This window comes from Synechococcus sp. PCC 6716, assembly GCF_022570815.1.
Classification (GTDB): domain Bacteria; phylum Cyanobacteriota; class Cyanobacteriia; order Thermosynechococcales; family Thermosynechococcaceae; genus Thermosynechococcus; species Thermosynechococcus lividus.
This window is the reverse complement of sequence record NZ_JAKLTU010000001.1, coordinates 539,261-556,478: the sequence shown is the minus strand read 5'-3', so window position 1 is coordinate 556,478 and position 17,218 is coordinate 539,261. Positions and strand designations below refer to the sequence as shown.

The following is a 17,218-nucleotide window of genomic DNA, read 5'->3' as shown; positions in this document are numbered from 1 at the left end:
ACTGATGCCATTGCCCCAAAAGGTACCTAATTTACGGGTGGTAAAGGGCGCGTCGTCCCACTCTATGCCGCTGCCAAGTGCAAAGGGGGCGTTGGCGAATGGGGGGCGGCATTCATTCTTGAATCGCTGTAGGCAGCGCTGGCGGTTGCTGTTGGGAACCGTTTTAGTATCATTCTTGGCCACAGTCACGTACGTGGTACTGCGCCCACCATCCTATGAAGCGCGTTTTCGGCTGCTGGTTGAACCCGCTAGAACTACTCTACCTGACTCGCCGGCTGTAGAGGGGATGGCAGGCACTCTACCGGAATCTCAGCCTGCTTTACCGCCACCGATACCTACACAGTCGGATGTGGGGACGCAAATTGTTGTGCTTGGGAGCGATAAAGTCCTTGCGCCGGTGGCTGAGCAGATGCAGACCTCTACCCATGATCTGAGTCAGCGGCTCACAATTCGCCCGGTGCGTCCTACAGAAGCAGAGTCAGCGAAGGTGCTTGAGGTCACCTATCGCGATCGCGATCCGGAGCGGGTGAGTGCAGTGCTGCACGCCTTGGCAGAGACATTTATGGCTTACGGCCAGCGCGATCGCCACCAGCAACTGGAACGCACCCTCAGCCAAATCAACAAAGATATTGAACAGCACCTCACGGAGCTAGAGCAACTGCAACGGGACTTGCAGGCAGTGCAACCCACTGGAGCCAGCCTGCAACCATCGGAGCAGATGCGCCTATTGACGGAGCAATATCGCCAAATCCACTCCTTGCGGCAAGCAGCGCGTCTCAAGGCTGTAGAAGCCTATGGCCGCTTTCAAGGGCTCCAACAACAGTTAAACATGACTCCCGCTGAAGCCCTAGCGGCTGCCAACTTAAGTGCATCCCCCGCCTATCAACAGCAACTGGCACAGATTCAGGACGTGGATCGGCAGATTGCTGAAAATCTGGCGATTTTCCGCGAAGGGACTCCCATTCTCCTTGCCCTTGAGGAGCAGCGCAATGCTCTGGTGGCACAATTGCAAACCATTGCGGCTGAGGTGATTGGTGAACGATATCGAGTTGAGAATCCTACCGCTTTAGGGTTTCAGGGCACTGTCTCTCAAACGTTGATTACCAACTATTTGATGGCATGGATTGAGTACGACACCCAACAGCGCTATGATGCCAAACTGGCAGCTCCCCAAGCGGCGATCGCCAAAGAATTACAGCAGTTAAGCAGCCAATTACCGAAACTGGGTCGCATTGAAAACCGCATCCGCACGGCTCATCACTCCCTTGAAGGGTTGAATAAGGCGCGGCAAGTGGTGCAATTACAACTTGCCCAAGACAATTTTGCATGGCAGCTCCTCACAGACATTGACAATACTCCCGTCATTCCAACGGTCTCGCGACTGCATTTACTGCTCCTTGGGGCGATCGCCAGCATCACCGTAGGCGTTCTGGTAGTTGTCATTGCAGATGCCTTTGACAATACCTTTAGCAGCGTCGAACAGGTTCAGGCTACCCTTAAGTTGCCGCTACTGGGGCGTATCCCCACGGCGGAAGGACAACCGAACATCCGCCTAGAGCAGATAGCGAAGATTGGTAATGTGGCATGGCGGGTGACCCAAGTGCTGCCAGCGATCGGCGATTACGAACAGGTGCAAGAGGCGTTCCATCATCTTTACGCCAACTTGGCGCTAGCAGGCCATGGTCGCTCCCTTGCTATTATCTCCCCCAGCCATGGTGAAGGTCGCACCAGTGTTGCCCTCAGTTTGGCCTTGGCAGCCACTGCTACCGGCAAAAACGTCTTACTCATTGATGGGGACTTGCGGCGACCTGCTCTACATCGCTATCTTGGCTTAAATGATGGCCAAGGCTTAGCGGATCTGTTAGCGCAGGGAGAAGCCAGCGATCGCCTTGCGCCACAGGCCGGTTTAACCATCCTCACAGCTGGTCAACTGCGACAGCACCCAGTGCACCTCCTCAGCCATGGGTCGCTCACCCGTTTCATGGGGGCGATCGCCGACCGCTTTGATTGGGTAATTGTAGATACACCACCCCTGCTAAGCGCTGTGGATGCAAAGCTATGGTCAGCGGTTGTGGATCAAACACTATTGGTGCTGAAGCTGCATCAGTCATCCCCAATGAACGTGCGCCGCGCCTTACAAGAATCTTTCTTCACCACAGATCTCTTAGGAGTAGTGGTACGGGAGTGAGCATCAATTTATGGGTGGGAGGCGAGACTTCTGGTTTACAGGGCAGAGTTGCAGCGACCTGTCAAACAGGTGGGACATGCATTCAGCAGGGCTGTTTATGGTGGCACAGGGAACGGGACATCAGCAGGCTTAAATGAATTCTTCATGCGTTGGATACTGATTTGCTAAGTTCATTTTTTAATAGATGAAAAGGCTATATTTATCATTTCAGATGATTTTATAGCACAAACATAACAAACCATATCGTTCCAGTAAGGCTGCCAGTAGGTATCTTCAACTATAAATCCATTATCAGTTATCAGTTTCAATAGTTCTTTATAGGTGGGATGCCAAAGATGATGATCTTTCCATCGCTGAATTCCAACAAATGACAGACTAGCTTTAATCCAACTCTTGGCGCGTTGCTTCAATGTGGCCACACCACTCCTGCCCCCCTCTACATACAAGCCAACCAGAACACGACCACCTTTTTTTAGTACTCGGTTCGCTTCCAGCATGGCTAGGTCTGGTATTTGCACATGATCAATCATTGACCGCATATGCACCCAATCAAAAGACTCAGTCTAAAAAGGTTGGAACTCTGCAGTAGCCGCTATAAAATTCAATGGTTGATTCAAGCAGGAGTATGCTGCTTTACGAGCCAAACTACTAGCAAAAGGTGCATGTATCCAAGGATCAGTTGAAATAAACTCTACGTCATTGGCAAGAAACTCTCGTACAGTGCCCGCTCCCCCACCGCAATCGAGAATCCGACCTTGTAGTTGGTAATGCTCATAGACAGGCCGGTCATATTCTATTTCTGCCTTATATCCCTCTACACTGGTTTTATCTGCTTCCGCAAAAGCTTCATAGGCCGCCTGTCCTTCTGCCCATGCACTATAACCATAAGTATTTTTCAAGAATACCCTTGCATCTATTAACATAGTACTATTAATATTAATTCTTTGAAAAGACTCGAAACTGGCAGGCTGCTTGGTTACAGGATGAGCTAGAACACTCTTTACCCATTCATCAAGCTTAATCATAAAGGCTCTCCCGTTAGTGCGGTAATAATTTTTACTAATTAGAGAAGTAAGCTAACAACCTCTCCCGAAAATTACTGAAATTTACAAAAATTACTGAAATTTACAAAGCCATATGCTTGTCGTTTAATCAACTTAATACGATTATTGATTCCCTCCACTTCTCCACTCGTAATGCGGTTTCTAAAGTAGTTGCTAATTCCATCTAAATGGTTCCTAATCGTCATGATTACTTTATTGTAAACCGCTCGTGCGTGATTTAGCCATTGTTGAATTCGACGCTTCCCTTTCTCAACCGTCAACGACTGATCATCAATCCCACCCAACTCTTCATTTCCTATTTGATTCTTCATTCACGGCTTTCATCACCTAAAAACGGTCAATGACTACCACTGCGTTCGGAAACATTTTCTCCACAACTTTGGGAAACCCTCCCCACATATCTAGGCGGCTCTATCGTCCGAATTATGCTTAATCAATAGCTAAATGCCAGCAAATTAAGCAACGTAACTGAAAATTGTCAAAGTTCCTGAACCCATAACCTGACCGCTTGATCAGCTTCAATTTATTGTTAATACCTTCGACAACACCACTATTTGTGTGATTATCAAAATAGGCGGTGACTTCACCAAACCACCGACAAATTGTTCTTACGCTCTCTTGAAAAGAATCCTGAGCTTGAGCTAGCCAATCGAGCAATTGAAAGGTTCCATCTTTCCAATCTTTTGCTTGCTCAAAGATGGCTCTAAACGATTCCTTCTCCTGATGCATTCGAGCCAGACTTGGCACTACTTCTCGAACTTCTTCCAGTTTTGCTTTTTGCTTCTGAGTTAGATTTTCCTCCGGCTTGAGTAAGGCATATTTACTTTGTTTGAGCGCGGCTGCAATCTGGGCTTTCTGGACTTCATTTACCGTCTGTTCATTCGCTTTACAAATACTTTGTCGAGCCTTATCCAATTCCTGATTCACAATCTTCATAACATGAAATCGGTCGGCAACCACCGTAGCATTAGGTAGGAGTTTATGAACCAAACTTTTATAGTTTCCAGATAGGTCAATGCTCACCTCAATAATTTGATTGAGTACTGCTGCTCCCCATGCCTCAAGCACTTGCCTCACATCTTCCTGCTTGCGAGAAGGGGCAAGGGGAATTCGCCGCTCTAAATCGACCAAAACAACTATGTAATCTCCTTGTCCTTTACCTAAGGAAATCTCATCTATACCTAATCGTTTTACTGAACTCACATCGACGTTGAGTTTTTTTACTGACATACTGTACCATTGACCATACTTCTTCATCAGTGAGACCATTTGAAATTGCAACATTATGAATGTTGCTGTGCAAAACCTGTTGCACGATTGACTGACCAAATCGATCCGTTTGCTTGCGACGATTGCCGATGAAATCGAGCGTTTCACTGAATGGCTTACCACAAGTTCGACACTTAAACTGGCGACGATTGATCTTAAGAAATACGGTTCGTCCACTGATGCTTAAATCTCGCACTAGATGCCAATGATTCTGGTGTAAATGACAACTTTTTTGTTGGCAACGTGGGCAAATCGCCTCGGTTGTCTTTGCTTCCACTATAAGAATCAATTCTCCCGCAACATCGGTATAATCTTCAACCTCAATTCCAGGTAGGTTTAGTAGATCAGTTAGAAGTAGCTGCATATCTTAGATTTCGTATAGCATGTTACATTAGCATACCAAATCCGATAGACCTAAACCCCATTAGACCTATTACTTTTGGCTGCCTCAATCTTAATTATTGCTATTAGCACATACCTAATGTATCGCGTTAGTTCAGAGGCTCATCCCTAGGGGATACACGGGAGCGTGTCACCTTCTGAGCAGAAAAATCAGAATAGAGGCATCTTCAATTGCTGGATGATGGGTCATGACATGGGAAGAAAAACAAGCCATTGCGTATCACGTTCGTGACCTTGCCAAACTGCTGCACAAGGATGCAGATGACGAACTTGGGAGACATTGAAGCAGCAGTGCGTGAGCAGATTCAGAAGCACGTGACATCCGAGATGGGCGTTTTTTTAGCGAAATAGTGGTGGTCCTAAAGATGTAAGGATAGGGAAGACGACGTTACCTCGTGCAGTCGCTTACACCGATTTTGGGTTGGCTGACGCTGAGGTCTTTCCGAGCAAGCGACATCACAGTGTGGGTCAAGACAGTGGCAAAAGCAGCGATATTGAGTGGTTTAACTGCCGATTGCGTCAGCGAGTGTCGCGTTGAGTCAGGAAAACGCTATCATTTTCCAAAAAGCTGGAGAACCATATTGGAGCCAGTTGGTACTTCGTCCACCACTACAATGCATCCTTATCTGTTTAGCACTACCGTACACTGGTAGAGATGAGCCTCAACCTCAGCACGGTTTTATGCGTGGCACCCCCCCAACTCCTGCTCAGCAGCCCTACACGATTCTGGTGATTGATGATGACCCCACCACTCGTCTTCTGTTACGGAAAACTCTGAAGGATTTGGGCTACAGTGTTGCGGTGGCAAGTCATGGGGCTGAGGGGTTGGCGATCGCCACCACAGCAAAACCAGCGCTCATCATCTGTGATTGGATGATGCCTGGCTTGGATGGGTTAGAGGTGTGCCGCCAAATTAAGCAAAACCCAGATCTATCGCGGATTTTCTTCGTGCTCCTGACCGCCAAGGGGGAATTAGAGGATCGTATTCAGGGGTTAGATGCGGGTGCCGATGAATTTTTGGCCAAGCCCATTGATCCCAATGAGTTACGGGCGCGCATTCAAGCGGGGCTACGCCTCTATCAACTCAATCAGGATCTTCTGAAGCAGACGCAACTGCTTGAGGCAGAACTCCATGAAGCTGCTGCCTACGTGCGATCGCTCCTGCCCGCTCCCCAAGATACTCCCCTGAAAATCAATTACTATTTTTTACCCTCGAGCCAGTTGGGGGGGGACTGTTTTGATTTCTTTTGGGTCGGCGATCGCTATCTTGTGCTCTATATCCTTGATGTGTCTGGGCATGGCCTTGGCGCGGCGTTACCCTCGGTGTCGGTCTTGAATCTCTTGCGCAATGCCACTAGTCGGCACGCAGGGGCCACCGTTGACTATCAACACCCGGCAAAGGTGCTCGAAGCGCTGAATAATGGTTTTCAAATGAGTGACCAGCACGACAAATACTTTACAATTTGGTATGGCATTTACGATTGCCAAACGCGGCTCCTCACCTACGCCAGTGGTGGGCATCCTCCTGCCCTTTTGGTCAGCCCTAGCGATCGCAGCTGCTCCGTCCAACAGCTAAAAACCGCAGGCATTCCCATTGGGATGTTTGAAAACATGAGTTTTAACGAAGACAGCCTTCAGGTTCCTGAGCACGCTGTGCTCTACCTCTTTAGTGATGGCATTTATGAGTTTGAAACCCCTAGTAGCACCGTGTGGGGTCTAGAGGCCTTTGCAGACCTGCTGCACCACGCCCATCAGCAGAACGGCGTGCCCTCGTTGCCCGCCTTGATTCGCCAAGTTCAGCAGTATGCCGCTCCCTATGCGTTTGGCAGTGATGATGTGTCGCTTGTTCAAGCTCAGTTGCACGGTTGCTGAAGCTCTGGCGATCGCCCATGCTACCGGCTAGGATGTTCGGGCAAGGACACTCAATTTGCAGTGGAGATTGCATAAATATGCGTCTTCTATGCAATATCGTAAGCAGTGGGAAAGTAATGGTTCAACTATGGGTGCATGGGAATTTTTATTACAAAAGGAGGGCGATCGCGAGTGGTTGCCCCTAGAGCCGCCATCGGCTGAGGTACTAGAGGGTAGCTATCGCTTGATGGCGCGCTGTCCAATTCCCGATACGTCCGTTGAAGTCCAAATTACCCACCTCTACGATGATCATGGCGTCCCTAAACAGCGTTACCAGCGCCGCATTCACCGCAGTAGTTCCACGGGGCTAATGGGGATTTTGCCCTTTACCTATCTTCAGGGAGGCCGCTGGGAATTTCAGTGTCGAGCAACTCAAGAGGGTGTACTGACCCCTGAAACCTTCACCATTAGCCTTGATGTTCTTGCCCCGGTTGAAGAGTGGGATTGGCTGCCTGTCCCTGAGGCCTCCCCAGCGCCGACCACCTCACCCGCCAGTTCAACGATGGAGGAGGCTGCTAGGGTTGCCGCTGCCACGCCGTTGCCCCAAGCCCTTATCCAACTGTCCCAGAGTGCCTACACGATTTTTGCCGATGAAACCTTGAGTCTTTCTGGTACCCTTGGGGTACCCGGAACAGTGCTCATTCGGTTGCGCAACCCCGTTACCCGCGATGTGGTGCATGAGCAGACCGTGGCGGCGATCGCCCAAGGCTCGGGATGGGTGTTTACGTGCACACTCCCCAACCTATCCGCCTATCCAGTGATGGTGGGGGAAGCGCGGATCTTCCCGAGTGAACCTCTGGAACGCAATGATCTGTGCCAAGTACAGGCGTTTATGGTGACGGTGCTGCCGGTACCAGAAGAGACGGTGAGCCCTCCCCCCAAACCCGTTACCCCCGCGAGGGAGCTTGACTCCCCTGAACCCGCCTCCCGTTCCCTCATCGCCACAGGCCCACAGTTACCCATTCTGGCCGATATTCCCTTAGAACCTGTTCCTGCGGCTAAATTTCAACTGCCACCACAATTGCAACCCACCAAGGTGCCCTTAACGGTTGATCTCCCGAGTTTTTGTCAACCTCTTTCAGTAGTCACGGTGCCCCCTCCAGCCCAACTCCCGATCGATCGCCAAGAACGATTTTGGTCTCGTTTGCAACAGTTAGCGGAGTTAGCTCCGCCACCAGACTTTACACCGGAAGATAGACCAACCGTGACCACCACGCCTTATCTGCTCAAGCCGCCCGAACTCTCCCTTACCCCCGATCCGCTGGTCTCCCCGTTGCACCTCAAGGTTAACTTGCCCCTAGCACAGCGAGGATGCTCTGTTAAAGTTTGGATTACCAATGCCGCCACTGGAGAGTTAATTGCTGGGCCACGCTGGCTGGTTGAGTTTGACTTTTACCGCCATGGCGATCTGTGGCAGGCGGTGCTACATATCGATGTMCCAGCCACAGTTCGAACCATTGCCTTGATGGCGATCGCCATTGATCCTGCCACTGGGGCTGAAAGTCCTACCGTTGCCCTGCGGCGTGAGCTACCCTTGTGATCTGGAGCAACCCACTGCTGTCGATAAAATCACCTTGAGAGCAAGGCACAATCACTGGCAGTTATTGCCGTCCTTGGCATCCTAAGGGTATAGATGTTTTGAGGACTCTAGATATGCGTTCCCGGTTGCAAGCCATTCTCGAGCAAAAACAGCTAACCGCTCAAGGGTTTGCCAGCCCAACCCCTACCTATAGCGACCCGGCCACAGATGTCAGCATCATCCGCAAAGAGCGAACCACCATCTGGGGTAGCCGTGATTGCTACGTTAATTGAAGTTAATTGACTTTAATAGGGGGTGTTGCTGAATACGGCTATGAATTCCCTCATCCCCCCTTGGGGAGAAGGGAGCTAAGAGTCTTGTTCCCTCTCCGTTGGGAGAGGGCTAGGGTGAGGGCGGCAAAAGACTCAAACCCGAACATCATACGTCTATTCAGCAACGCCTAATAGGGATGCTAGGGTCTCTTCCTTTGGGCATTAGCCAGAAGAGCTTGGGCATTGCGTCGCCACTGCGCCGGCTTGATCCGCCGTAGGGCAGAGCCACGGGTGAGGTGATCCCAGTCTGCGTCGGAGAGGGTAGCCAGTTGCTCTAGGCTGGTATCGAGGAGGGGCGATCGCGCCGCAAAGTCCTCAATATCAGTTGGTTGGGCAAAGCGCTGGTTCCAAGGGCATACCTCTTGGCAAATATCACAGCCGGCGACCCATCCCTCCAGTTTAGGGACGATCGCTGGGGGGAGTTCCGGTTGGCGGTTTTCAATGGTGTGGTAGGCAATGCAGTAGTTGGCATCCACGACGTAGGGTTCAACGATGGCTCCTGTCGGGCACGCCTCTAGGCAGCGGGTACAGGTGCCACAGTGATTTAGGTGGGGGCGATCGCCCTCGAGGGCTAGGGTTGTAATCAACTCGCCTAAGGCGATCCACGAGCCATACTGGCGAGAAATGACATTACTGTGCTTGCCGATCCAGCCAATTCCCGCCTGCTGCGCCCACACTTTATCCTGCACAGGTCCAGTATCAACATACCAGCGGTAGGAAACGTCGGGAACCTGCTCCTTAAGCCACTGTCCCAAAGCCTTGAGGCGTTTTCCTAAAACCTTGTGGTAATCTCGCCCCCAAGCATAGCGGGCAATCTTTCCCGGGCGATCGCCCTGAGGCGGAGACGCTCCCGGAAAGTAATTGAGGGCAACAGCAATTACCGACTGAGCGCCGGGCAATACCGCTTGCAGGTTTTGGCGGTGGGGGGCACTCATCCACGCCATATCTGCGTGATACCCCTGAGCTAACCAGCGCCGTAGTGCCGCTGTTCCTGACGGATGATCATCGCAGTAGGTGCGTAGATCAACAATGCCCACGCGATGAACGCCCAAGCCATAGGCGTAGTCTTTAATCGTGGCGGCGCAAATCAATGGCACCTCCAATGGAGCCCAAAGCCAGCTCCGTTGAATGAACCTGCTGGGGACAGCAAGCTAAAAATTGGGCTGGTGGCGAATCAAGTTAAGGAACTCCTCCCGCGTTTTTTGATCATCACGGAACACCCCTAGCATTGAGCTTGTCACCGTCCAAGAGCCGGGTTTTTGCACCCCGCGCATCACCATGCACATATGGCTTGCCTCCATCACGACTGCCACCCCTTTAGGATCAAGTACGGTTTCAATGGCTTCGGCCACCTGCCGCGTCAACCGCTCCTGCACCTGCAATCGGCGTGCATACATTTCGACAATGCGGGCTAATTTACTCAGGCCAATCACCCGCTGGTTAGGAATATAGGCCACGTGAGCCTTGCCAATAAACGGCAGCATATGATGCTCACACAGGCTGAAAAAGTTAATGTCCCGTACCAAGACCATTTCATCGTGGCCTTCGTCAAAAATTGCCCCATTGACCAAGGTGTCTAAGGATTGGCTGTAGCCACTGGTGAGGAATTGCATGGCCTCTGCCACTCGCTTTGGCGTTTTCAGCAGACCCTCCCGTTCTGGGTCTTCACCCACATTCAGCAAAATGCTGCGCACCGCTGCCATCATTTCCTCCTTGGCCACTTCAGCCTGGGGGGGGTGGAGAATGGCTTCTTTCCCTTGGTGGGTATTCCGGTCAGGCAGGACAGTGGGAGTGGTCACTTTACCGTTGGCAATCGATTCAGACATAGTTAGGCGGTTAGAAGAAGAACTCGTCATAAAACTAGGGAAGATTCAGGTGCAAGGTAAGGATGAGCTTAGAGGGTTCCGCCAAGGGGCATCATCACTAGCTCTTCAACGAAGGCGTTTTGGGGGAGTAAAACAGTAGTCAAAATAGTGTCAGCAATGATGTCGGGCGTAAGCATACCGCTGCGGTCAAAGGTTCCCTCTACCTGTTCCCAGATGGGCGTATCAACGGCGCCCGGGCAAATAGCGGTGACACGAATGCCGTGGGAGCGTTCTTCACACGCTAAGGATTTGGTCAACCCCATTAAAGCAAACTTAGAAGCGCAGTAAGCTCCCCAATCCGGAAAGACTTGTTTTCCAGCGATCGACACCACGTTTACTATCGTACCGCACTGGCGCGATCGCATCTGGGGAAGAACTGCTTGGGCACACAGTAAGGCGCTGGTGAGGTTAACATTGAGCATGGTTTGCCAGTCCGCTAGGGGCTGCGCAATCAACGGCACCGTTTGTGCGATGCCAGCATTGTTGATTAGGCAGTGCACCTCACCGACGGCAGCTAAAATTTCTTCAAGGCGCGATCGCACGGGCAGTGGATCGGCAAAGTCAAGGGTATGGCTGCTGGCATTGACACCACAGGCCACTACTTGGGCATGAACGGCCGCTAGCTTGGCCGGCGATCGCCCCAAGAGCACTACGTTAAACCCTGCTTTGGCAAAGGCAATGGCCGTCGCTGCCCCGATGCCACTACTGGCTCCGGTAATGAGAACCTGTTGGGTCATACTGCTTGACTGAAGACCCCCATGCGGCGAAATTTTTGATAGCGTAGCTCGCGCCGCTCACTGCTACTGAGGGCTTGAACATCCGCTAAGTTACGCAGCAGAGCAGCTTTTAGGTTCTCGGCTGCTTCCACGGGGTTGCTATGGGCTGCCCCGACCGGCTCCGGAACAATTTCGTCAATGATGCCTAATTTCAGTAGGTCACGGGCGGTAATTTTCAGGGCTTCTGCGGCTTGGGGTGCTTTTTGGGCATCGCGCCAGAGAATGGCGGCACAGGCTTCCGGTGGTGCCACACTATAAACGGCGTGCTCAAACATTAGCAGGCGATCGCCCACGCCAATCGCTAGGGCACCGCCCGATCCGCCTTCACCAATCACCGTACACAGAATCGGCACCTCAAGACGGAACATTTCGCGAAGGTTATAGGCAATGGCTTCTCCTTGACCAAACTTTTCGGCCTCCACCCCCGCCCATGCCGCAGGGGTATCAATGAAGGTGAGAATCGGCATTTGAAAACGGTTGGCGTGCTCCATCAGCCGCAGGGCTTTGCGATAGCCGCCAGGCGAGGCCATACCAAAGTTGCGCGCCACATTATCTTTGGTGTCGCGGCCTTTTTGCTGCCCCAGCATCACAACAGGTTGACCATTAAGGCGACCCACCCCCCCCACCAAGGCAGGGTCATCACTGCCACGGCGATCGCCATGGAGTTCAAACCACTCATCACTAATGGCCTGAATATAGTCCAGCGTACTGGGGCGGCGGGGATGCCGTGCCACTTGCAGGGTTTGCGCCGGAGTCAACTTACTAAAGATTTCGTGGCGCAAGTGCTTGGCGCGCTCTTCGAGATCGCGGATTTGCTCCGAGACATCCACGCCAAACTCCGAAGACTTATCTCGTACCTGCTGGATTTGTGCCTCTAGCTCGACAAGAGGTTTTTCAAATTCCAGTAGGAGCGTGCGGCGTTCATTTGCCATAGATCGTTCAATTCCTTAAAACGTGAGTTGTAATAGTGATTGACTGAACTAATTCATATTGAATAACAGCGGCTGAAAACCATGTTTGCGAGACACCACTCCAATCTGTTTCATTTTCTCAACGGTAATTTGGTTGCGCCCCCAAGAAAAATTGGTGTGCCAGCCCTCAAACTCTAGGATCATAGCCTCCGCAAAACAGGCAAACATCTGCCGTGAGGGCACATTCATGTTGACGATTTCCATAATCTTCCAGTCAATATCAAGGGCGTGCTCAACAATGCCGCCATTCAACACATGAATGTCAGGGTGCTGAATTTTACTGCCCATGTTTTTGGGGTAACCGCCATCAATCATCAAGGAAGGTATCTTGAGTTGCTCTGGTGCGAGGTCTACCCCCTTGGGCATACTCGCCACCCACACCACAATATCCGCGAGGGGAAGCGCTTCCATCAACTCAAGAATTTTCCCCCGACCCAGTTCCGCTTGTAGTTCCTCAAGGCGATCGCGGTTGCGAGCTACCAGCAACAGATCGTGAACATCTAACTGCGTGTTTAACCAGCGGCACACCGCACTACCAATGTCCCCCGTGGCACCACACACAGCCACGGTAGCATTCTTGAGATCAATCCCCACCTGCGGAGCCGCCTGTTCTATTTGCTGACAAATGATGTAGGCGGTGTGGGTGTTGCCTGTTGTAAACCGACGAAAATCGAGTTCAATGTTCCGCACGTGGGACATTTTCTCGAGGTCGAAATTTTCAAAAATGATTGAGGAAAAGCCACCCAAGGCAGTAATGTCAATGTTGTGCTTCTGGGCGTGAGCCATCGCATTGATAATTTTGCGGGTCGCTGCCTTGACCCGCTGATGAGCCAGCATTTCTGGCAAAAAGCACGACTCCACGTATTTACCGTAAATTGTTTTCCCCGTTATACTGGTCACCGTGATGTCATCGACGATCTGCGGTGGTGCCATGCACCAAAACTCAAGACCTTGATCAGCGTATTCGGGATAGCCCAACTGATGGGCAACAGCCTGAGCATGCTCAAGATTCGTCAGATGACCAATTAATCCAAACATATAGGGTGACTAAACGTAACAGTATATTAAGCCACCATTATGCCGCAGTCAGGCCATAAACAGACATTTTCATAATTTCGCGGGTGGTAAAGCCGATATTTTCTAGGGCACCACTGTACTGAATCATGAAATCTTCGACGAGGGCATCTTTTTCCATCCCCAACACCTTGGCATCCGCCTCCACGGCGTTGAGCATCTTCCACACAATGGGTAAGTTGTCGCGGTTGGCCTGCTCTAGCTCTGCTTTCACTGTTGCAAAATTAGCTTTGAGCCACACTTCGCCAAAGTTGAGGTGGGTGTATTCGTCCTTCACAACCCCCTCTGTAATTTTACGGGCAAAAGGATCAGCCATAGGAATGTAGATGTTGTAGGCGGCGATCGCAAAACATTCAATAATCAGGGCTTGAATTAACAGGCACGTTGCAATTTTGCCCTCAGCCGCTGCCGCTTGGAAGTTACCGTGTAGCTGCGCAAAGAATGCTTGGGCAAACTCCATGTTTGGCGTAACACTCAGGTTGCGACCACAGGCTTCAAAGCCTTTTTTGTGGCGGGCTTCCATTTTTGCTAAACGCACCAGCTCGTCCGTGTGCTGTGGTAGCAGTTCACCCAGTTGAAGATAGTTATCGTGAGCCTCCCGCTCCCCTTCAATGACAATGGCATTGATGCGGCTATAGGCATCTTTATAGCTGTCACTGGTATAGTCCAGTACGGTCGTTGCAGTAGCCGTTGTCATTGCGAATTCTCCTAACACATACACTGGGATAGCAAGACTTCCGTTATCATACCGCAGACGGGATTGGATAGGGGCAGGTCTTGTTCCAGAAATTTTTAAAGCTCTCCATAGACAACGATGAGTTGCGTGGGTTCAATGCTAAGCTAGGGTAGGTAGTTGCGGGATGTAGCGCAGCTTGGTAGCGCATCTGCTTTGGGAGCAGAGGGTCGCAGGTTCAAATCCTGTCATCCCGATAGAGTCCGAGGGGGTCAAGGTGTAGGCTGCCAAAACACGCCAATGGCATTATTCACGCGGGTGGTTGTCACTGAGTGCCGATCCACCAGTACACCCCCTAGGTAAAGGGCGCTTGAGCTACCACCATCAAGGTTCACCGCATTCACTAAGCCCAATTGCTGTACCACCTGTGCCCATTCCCCTAGGGTAGGGCCTGAGCCAGCCACACGGTTATGGGTCGTTACAAAAACAATCCTGCCATCACTGCGATTCCCCATGGCACTGCGGGGGGCAGCTTGGGCATCTAGACCGGCGCCAAATTGCTCAAGGGCTGCATTGAGAACCACTCGTCCCTGCTCGACAAGGAGTGGTCCGGCACCCACAATATTGGCAAAGCCATCGAAGCTAGCGGGCACAGGACTCGTATTAATTTGGAGGGTAGCTCCTGGGGGAAAGTTACCGAGGGCAGAGTTAAAGTTGCGCGCAACCAGTAGATAACCATCCCGCGGAATTGCTACGGCTTGGGGCTGGTTGCTGCTGGCGGGACGTTGACTGATGACTTGTTCATTGCGAACCGTAATCACTGTTTCGGTCCCTGTTTTGGGGGTGTAGCTTGCCCCCCACGCCGGGGTATAAAGGGCAAGACCCGCCTGAACATAGCCAGAGTTAACGGTGACGATGGGCAGTGCACCGCTCGGCGTCGTAACGGTTTGCCGCAGGCTCAGACGACCAACGACGATCTGACCCGTGTCATTCCAACCAATGGCGCCACGGTTGAGAATGGGGCCTGAGATCCATTGGTTCTCACTGCGAATGGCGCCAAGGGGAGCTTGGCGATCGCGATTAAAAAACCCTGCATTAATGGCAGCCGCAGCTTGCCAGCGTTGTGCCAGTTCTGGTAGGGTTGCCAGCCCCACTACGGTGGCTGAATTCATCCACAGCGGGCGGATTCGCAGTCCGGGCGTTTGGGGGGTCATGACTAACAGGCTGACGGGAAACTGGCGTGCCCCCAAATTGACGGTCTGCTCCTGCCAGCGAAGGCCGGGTGCCCACTGAATTGTGCGGGGTGGGGGGGCATCATTGCGGAAATCGATCACGAGGCGCGGTGGGTTCAACAGCATGGAGGCCACTGGCCGAGTCGTCCCACCGATTTGGGTTTCCAATACGGTTCGATTGGCTGCCGCTGTAATTTTTACCCCCGCAATAGCGGCCAACTGACCGCTGGCTTCAATGGTTAAGCTGAGATCCCGGGGGGTGGTGCCCGTGCGACTAAAGGTGAGGCGATTAACCTGCCAAGGGGTTGGTCGATCTAGCTCAAAGACCCAGCGATCGCCCCAGGGTTGCCGACCCTGCCGCCAACTAAGGATGCGACTGGGGGGCGTAGTAATCCGCAGCGTTGTACCCTGAGGCTGCACTTGCCACTGGTGCTGCTGGATCAGTGGGGTGATGTCTAGGTAGCGGTACATCCCATTTGGGCTAAAGCGAACGGCCAAGGGGCTAAATTGCTCTTGAAACCAAGCCACGGGCTGCTGCCACGGATCACTGGTATCACCTAGGAGTAGGCCAAACCGATTGGCAAGGGCGCCATCGCTAATGCCAGTGATCTGTTGATTTTGATCGTTCGTCCACTGACTCCAGGCCACAGGATAATCGCGCCCGTTCAAATTGAGGCGATCGCCCTGGAGAGTTTGCGCCTGTAAAGACGCTGTCGCCAATAGCGTTGAAGCGGTAACCGCAACGAGCACTGCCCCCCGCCGCCACAGGTCACTATGCTGAGACAACAACACGTTCCGCTACCTCATCCCTTGAACCTTAGAAATATTCAGTATCTTGGCATTATAGAGGGACGTTTCAGCAAAAACGTTTCCCTAACCCGCCGGGTCAATTAGTAAACCACCAGTACTCGATGTTGCCCCTCACCTTCATTGATTAAGTGAACCTCCGGTTTGACTGCGTTATTTTGGCGATTGCTAGGGTGCCAACATTCAAGACGGCGATCATTATTGGGCGATCGCTGTAATCCCGCCACCACCGAGTGGTTTATATTACAACTATTGATGACGACGGCTCCAACGCTAAGGGTTCCCGACGCAGAGTTCTGACTAGATGCCATTGGTATGCAGAGCATCTGTAACCCAGCTAATAAAGCCACCACAAAGCTCACGGCAAACGACTGCCGTCCAAAGATAGAATAGAGCATAGTAACCCCCGCCTTCCCCCGCCGGAGACGTATGTTACCTGCCTCACTTCCTCAAAAGCAGTTTGAGAAATGATCAAAATCCCTAGTATTTCTGTTTTGTTGAAACTAAAGAATATAGGGAGCTAGGAACGAACGTTTATCCCCCCCAGAAGAATTATTGTTAATAAATGTGAATGAACGTCTGAGAAAGCATGATCCTTCTTAGTTCATACCTTTATTGTAAAGCGATTATCACACTAAAAAAAATTACAGCTAATTTCGATACAGAATGTTACCCACCGAAAAATAGCGTTACCCTAGCCCCAAAATACGGCGTTGCATCATAAAGGGAGAAATTAGGATGAGTTCTCATGTAATGCCCAGAATGCCAATCTACTCATATCTGTAAGAATGGTAAGAGAGGAGGTAAGCAAAATTACATGTGTGTCAGTTGTCATCATCAATTCATTGATACCTACCACAGGTGTTAAATTCTGCACAAAATTTAATATTTCTACTGCAGTGAAGCCCCTATCAGGTACCGCTTGCCCCAACGGTACACGTTCTGTTCCTCTCGTGTCACAATGAGCGTATATCTCAATTTATTTAGTAGTTGCTGTGGATATATCTTCGGACTGTCTAACAACACTAAGATTAAATACACAATCAAGGTTACGAAGGCTTGAAACAGCGCTCCTCGCTCATGTTTTAATAGCATTTGGTTTGGCTTTAGATGCATTTTTGCAAATCAAAACATT

Annotated in this window: 15 protein-coding genes, 1 tRNA gene and 4 pseudogenes; 7 read left to right on the top strand and 13 right to left on the bottom strand. The window is 51.2% G+C overall.

From position 1 onward, the window contains the following. Positions 1 to 4 precede the first annotated feature (4 nt). Entirely contained in the window at positions 5 to 2,188 is a 2,184-nt protein-coding gene (locus tag L5220_RS02715) for a GumC family protein (protein ID WP_499571393.1), read from the top strand. Between the two features lie 170 nt (positions 2,189 to 2,358). Here the strand turns inward: L5220_RS02715 and L5220_RS02710 are convergent. From L5220_RS02710 to L5220_RS02690, 5 genes and pseudogenes are all read right to left on the bottom strand, one after another. After that, a pseudogene (locus L5220_RS02710) lies at positions 2,359 to 2,736 on the bottom strand (hypothetical protein); the annotation flags it as partial. A 15-nt stretch (positions 2,737 to 2,751) separates the two neighbouring features. Further along, positions 2,752 to 3,213: a hypothetical protein gene (locus L5220_RS02705; protein ID WP_499571391.1), complete on the bottom strand. Its 462-nt coding sequence runs from the start codon at positions 3,211 to 3,213 to the stop codon at positions 2,752 to 2,754. Positions 3,214 to 3,284: 71 nt separating this feature from the next. Further along, entirely contained in the window at positions 3,285 to 3,563 is a 279-nt protein-coding gene (locus L5220_RS02700) for a transposase (RefSeq protein ID WP_499571389.1), read from the bottom strand. A gap of 16 nt (positions 3,564 to 3,579) precedes the next feature. Beyond that, positions 3,580 to 3,651 (bottom strand): hypothetical protein, encoded by a 72-nt coding sequence (locus tag L5220_RS02695; RefSeq protein WP_499571456.1) that lies wholly within the window; start codon positions 3,649 to 3,651, stop codon positions 3,580 to 3,582. A gap of 30 nt (positions 3,652 to 3,681) precedes the next feature. Then, positions 3,682 to 4,885 (bottom strand): annotated as a pseudogene (locus tag L5220_RS02690) (ISL3 family transposase). A gap of 435 nt (positions 4,886 to 5,320) precedes the next feature. Here L5220_RS02690 and L5220_RS02685 point away from each other — a divergent pair. The 4 genes and pseudogenes from L5220_RS02685 to L5220_RS02670 form a co-directional block, all read left to right on the top strand. Next, positions 5,321 to 5,557 (top strand): annotated as a pseudogene (locus L5220_RS02685) (IS1 family transposase); the annotation flags it as partial. A gap of 47 nt (positions 5,558 to 5,604) precedes the next feature. Further along, positions 5,605 to 6,795: a PP2C family protein-serine/threonine phosphatase gene (locus tag L5220_RS02680; RefSeq protein ID WP_448526613.1), complete on the top strand. Its 1,191-nt coding sequence runs from the start codon at positions 5,605 to 5,607 to the stop codon at positions 6,793 to 6,795. Positions 6,796 to 6,922: 127 nt separating this feature from the next. After that, positions 6,923 to 8,374 (top strand): hypothetical protein, encoded by a 1,452-nt coding sequence (locus tag L5220_RS02675; protein WP_499571387.1) that lies wholly within the window; start codon positions 6,923 to 6,925, stop codon positions 8,372 to 8,374. A gap of 113 nt (positions 8,375 to 8,487) precedes the next feature. Then, a complete protein-coding gene (locus L5220_RS02670; protein ID WP_448515272.1) occupies positions 8,488 to 8,646 on the top strand; it encodes a hypothetical protein in 159 nt (52 codons plus the stop codon). A 179-nt stretch (positions 8,647 to 8,825) separates the two neighbouring features. Here L5220_RS02670 and queG read toward each other — a convergent pair whose 3' ends face one another. From queG to L5220_RS02640, 6 genes are read right to left on the bottom strand one after another with little or no spacing between them, the layout of a single operon-like run. Beyond that, on the bottom strand, positions 8,826 to 9,776 hold the full coding sequence (gene queG, locus L5220_RS02665; RefSeq protein WP_448515273.1) for a tRNA epoxyqueuosine(34) reductase QueG: 951 nt from the start codon (positions 9,774 to 9,776) through the stop codon (positions 8,826 to 8,828). A 60-nt stretch (positions 9,777 to 9,836) separates the two neighbouring features. Further along, a complete protein-coding gene (gene folE, locus L5220_RS02660) occupies positions 9,837 to 10,541 on the bottom strand; it encodes a GTP cyclohydrolase I FolE (protein ID WP_448515274.1) in 705 nt (234 codons plus the stop codon). A 38-nt stretch (positions 10,542 to 10,579) separates the two neighbouring features. After that, positions 10,580 to 11,287 carry an SDR family oxidoreductase gene (locus tag L5220_RS02655; protein ID WP_448526615.1) on the bottom strand — a complete coding sequence of 236 codons (708 nt, stop codon included), beginning with the start codon at positions 11,285 to 11,287 and terminating at the stop codon, positions 10,580 to 10,582. Then, entirely contained in the window at positions 11,284 to 12,258 is a 975-nt protein-coding gene (locus tag L5220_RS02650) for an acetyl-CoA carboxylase carboxyltransferase subunit alpha (RefSeq protein WP_099797554.1), read from the bottom strand. Before L5220_RS02650 ends, L5220_RS02655 begins: the two co-directional genes overlap by 4 nt. A gap of 48 nt (positions 12,259 to 12,306) precedes the next feature. After that, positions 12,307 to 13,335, bottom strand: a complete 1,029-nt coding sequence (locus tag L5220_RS02645; protein ID WP_099797553.1) for a long-chain acyl-[acyl-carrier-protein] reductase — start codon at positions 13,333 to 13,335, stop codon at positions 12,307 to 12,309. Between the two features lie 37 nt (positions 13,336 to 13,372). Then, positions 13,373 to 14,068, bottom strand: coding sequence for an aldehyde oxygenase (deformylating) (locus L5220_RS02640; RefSeq protein ID WP_099797552.1), 696 nt, complete (start codon positions 14,066 to 14,068; stop codon positions 13,373 to 13,375). 159 nt (positions 14,069 to 14,227) lie between these two features. On the opposite strand from L5220_RS02640, the gene L5220_RS02635 reads away from it, so the two are divergent. Continuing rightward, positions 14,228 to 14,301: transfer RNA gene (locus L5220_RS02635), tRNA-Pro, on the top strand. Between the two features lie 15 nt (positions 14,302 to 14,316). Here L5220_RS02635 and L5220_RS02630 read toward each other — a convergent pair. Together L5220_RS02630 and L5220_RS02625 are read right to left on the bottom strand one after the other, a co-directional pair. Continuing rightward, positions 14,317 to 16,062 (bottom strand): phosphodiester glycosidase family protein, encoded by a 1,746-nt coding sequence (locus L5220_RS02630; RefSeq protein ID WP_499571384.1) that lies wholly within the window; start codon positions 16,060 to 16,062, stop codon positions 14,317 to 14,319. Between the two features lie 104 nt (positions 16,063 to 16,166). Further along, entirely contained in the window at positions 16,167 to 16,481 is a 315-nt protein-coding gene (locus tag L5220_RS02625) for a hypothetical protein (RefSeq protein ID WP_499571382.1), read from the bottom strand. 368 nt (positions 16,482 to 16,849) lie between these two features. Here L5220_RS02625 and L5220_RS02620 point away from each other — a divergent pair. Beyond that, positions 16,850 to 16,951, top strand: a pseudogene (locus L5220_RS02620) (IS1/IS1595 family N-terminal zinc-binding domain-containing protein); the annotation flags it as partial. Between the last annotated feature and the right edge of the window lie 267 nt (positions 16,952 to 17,218).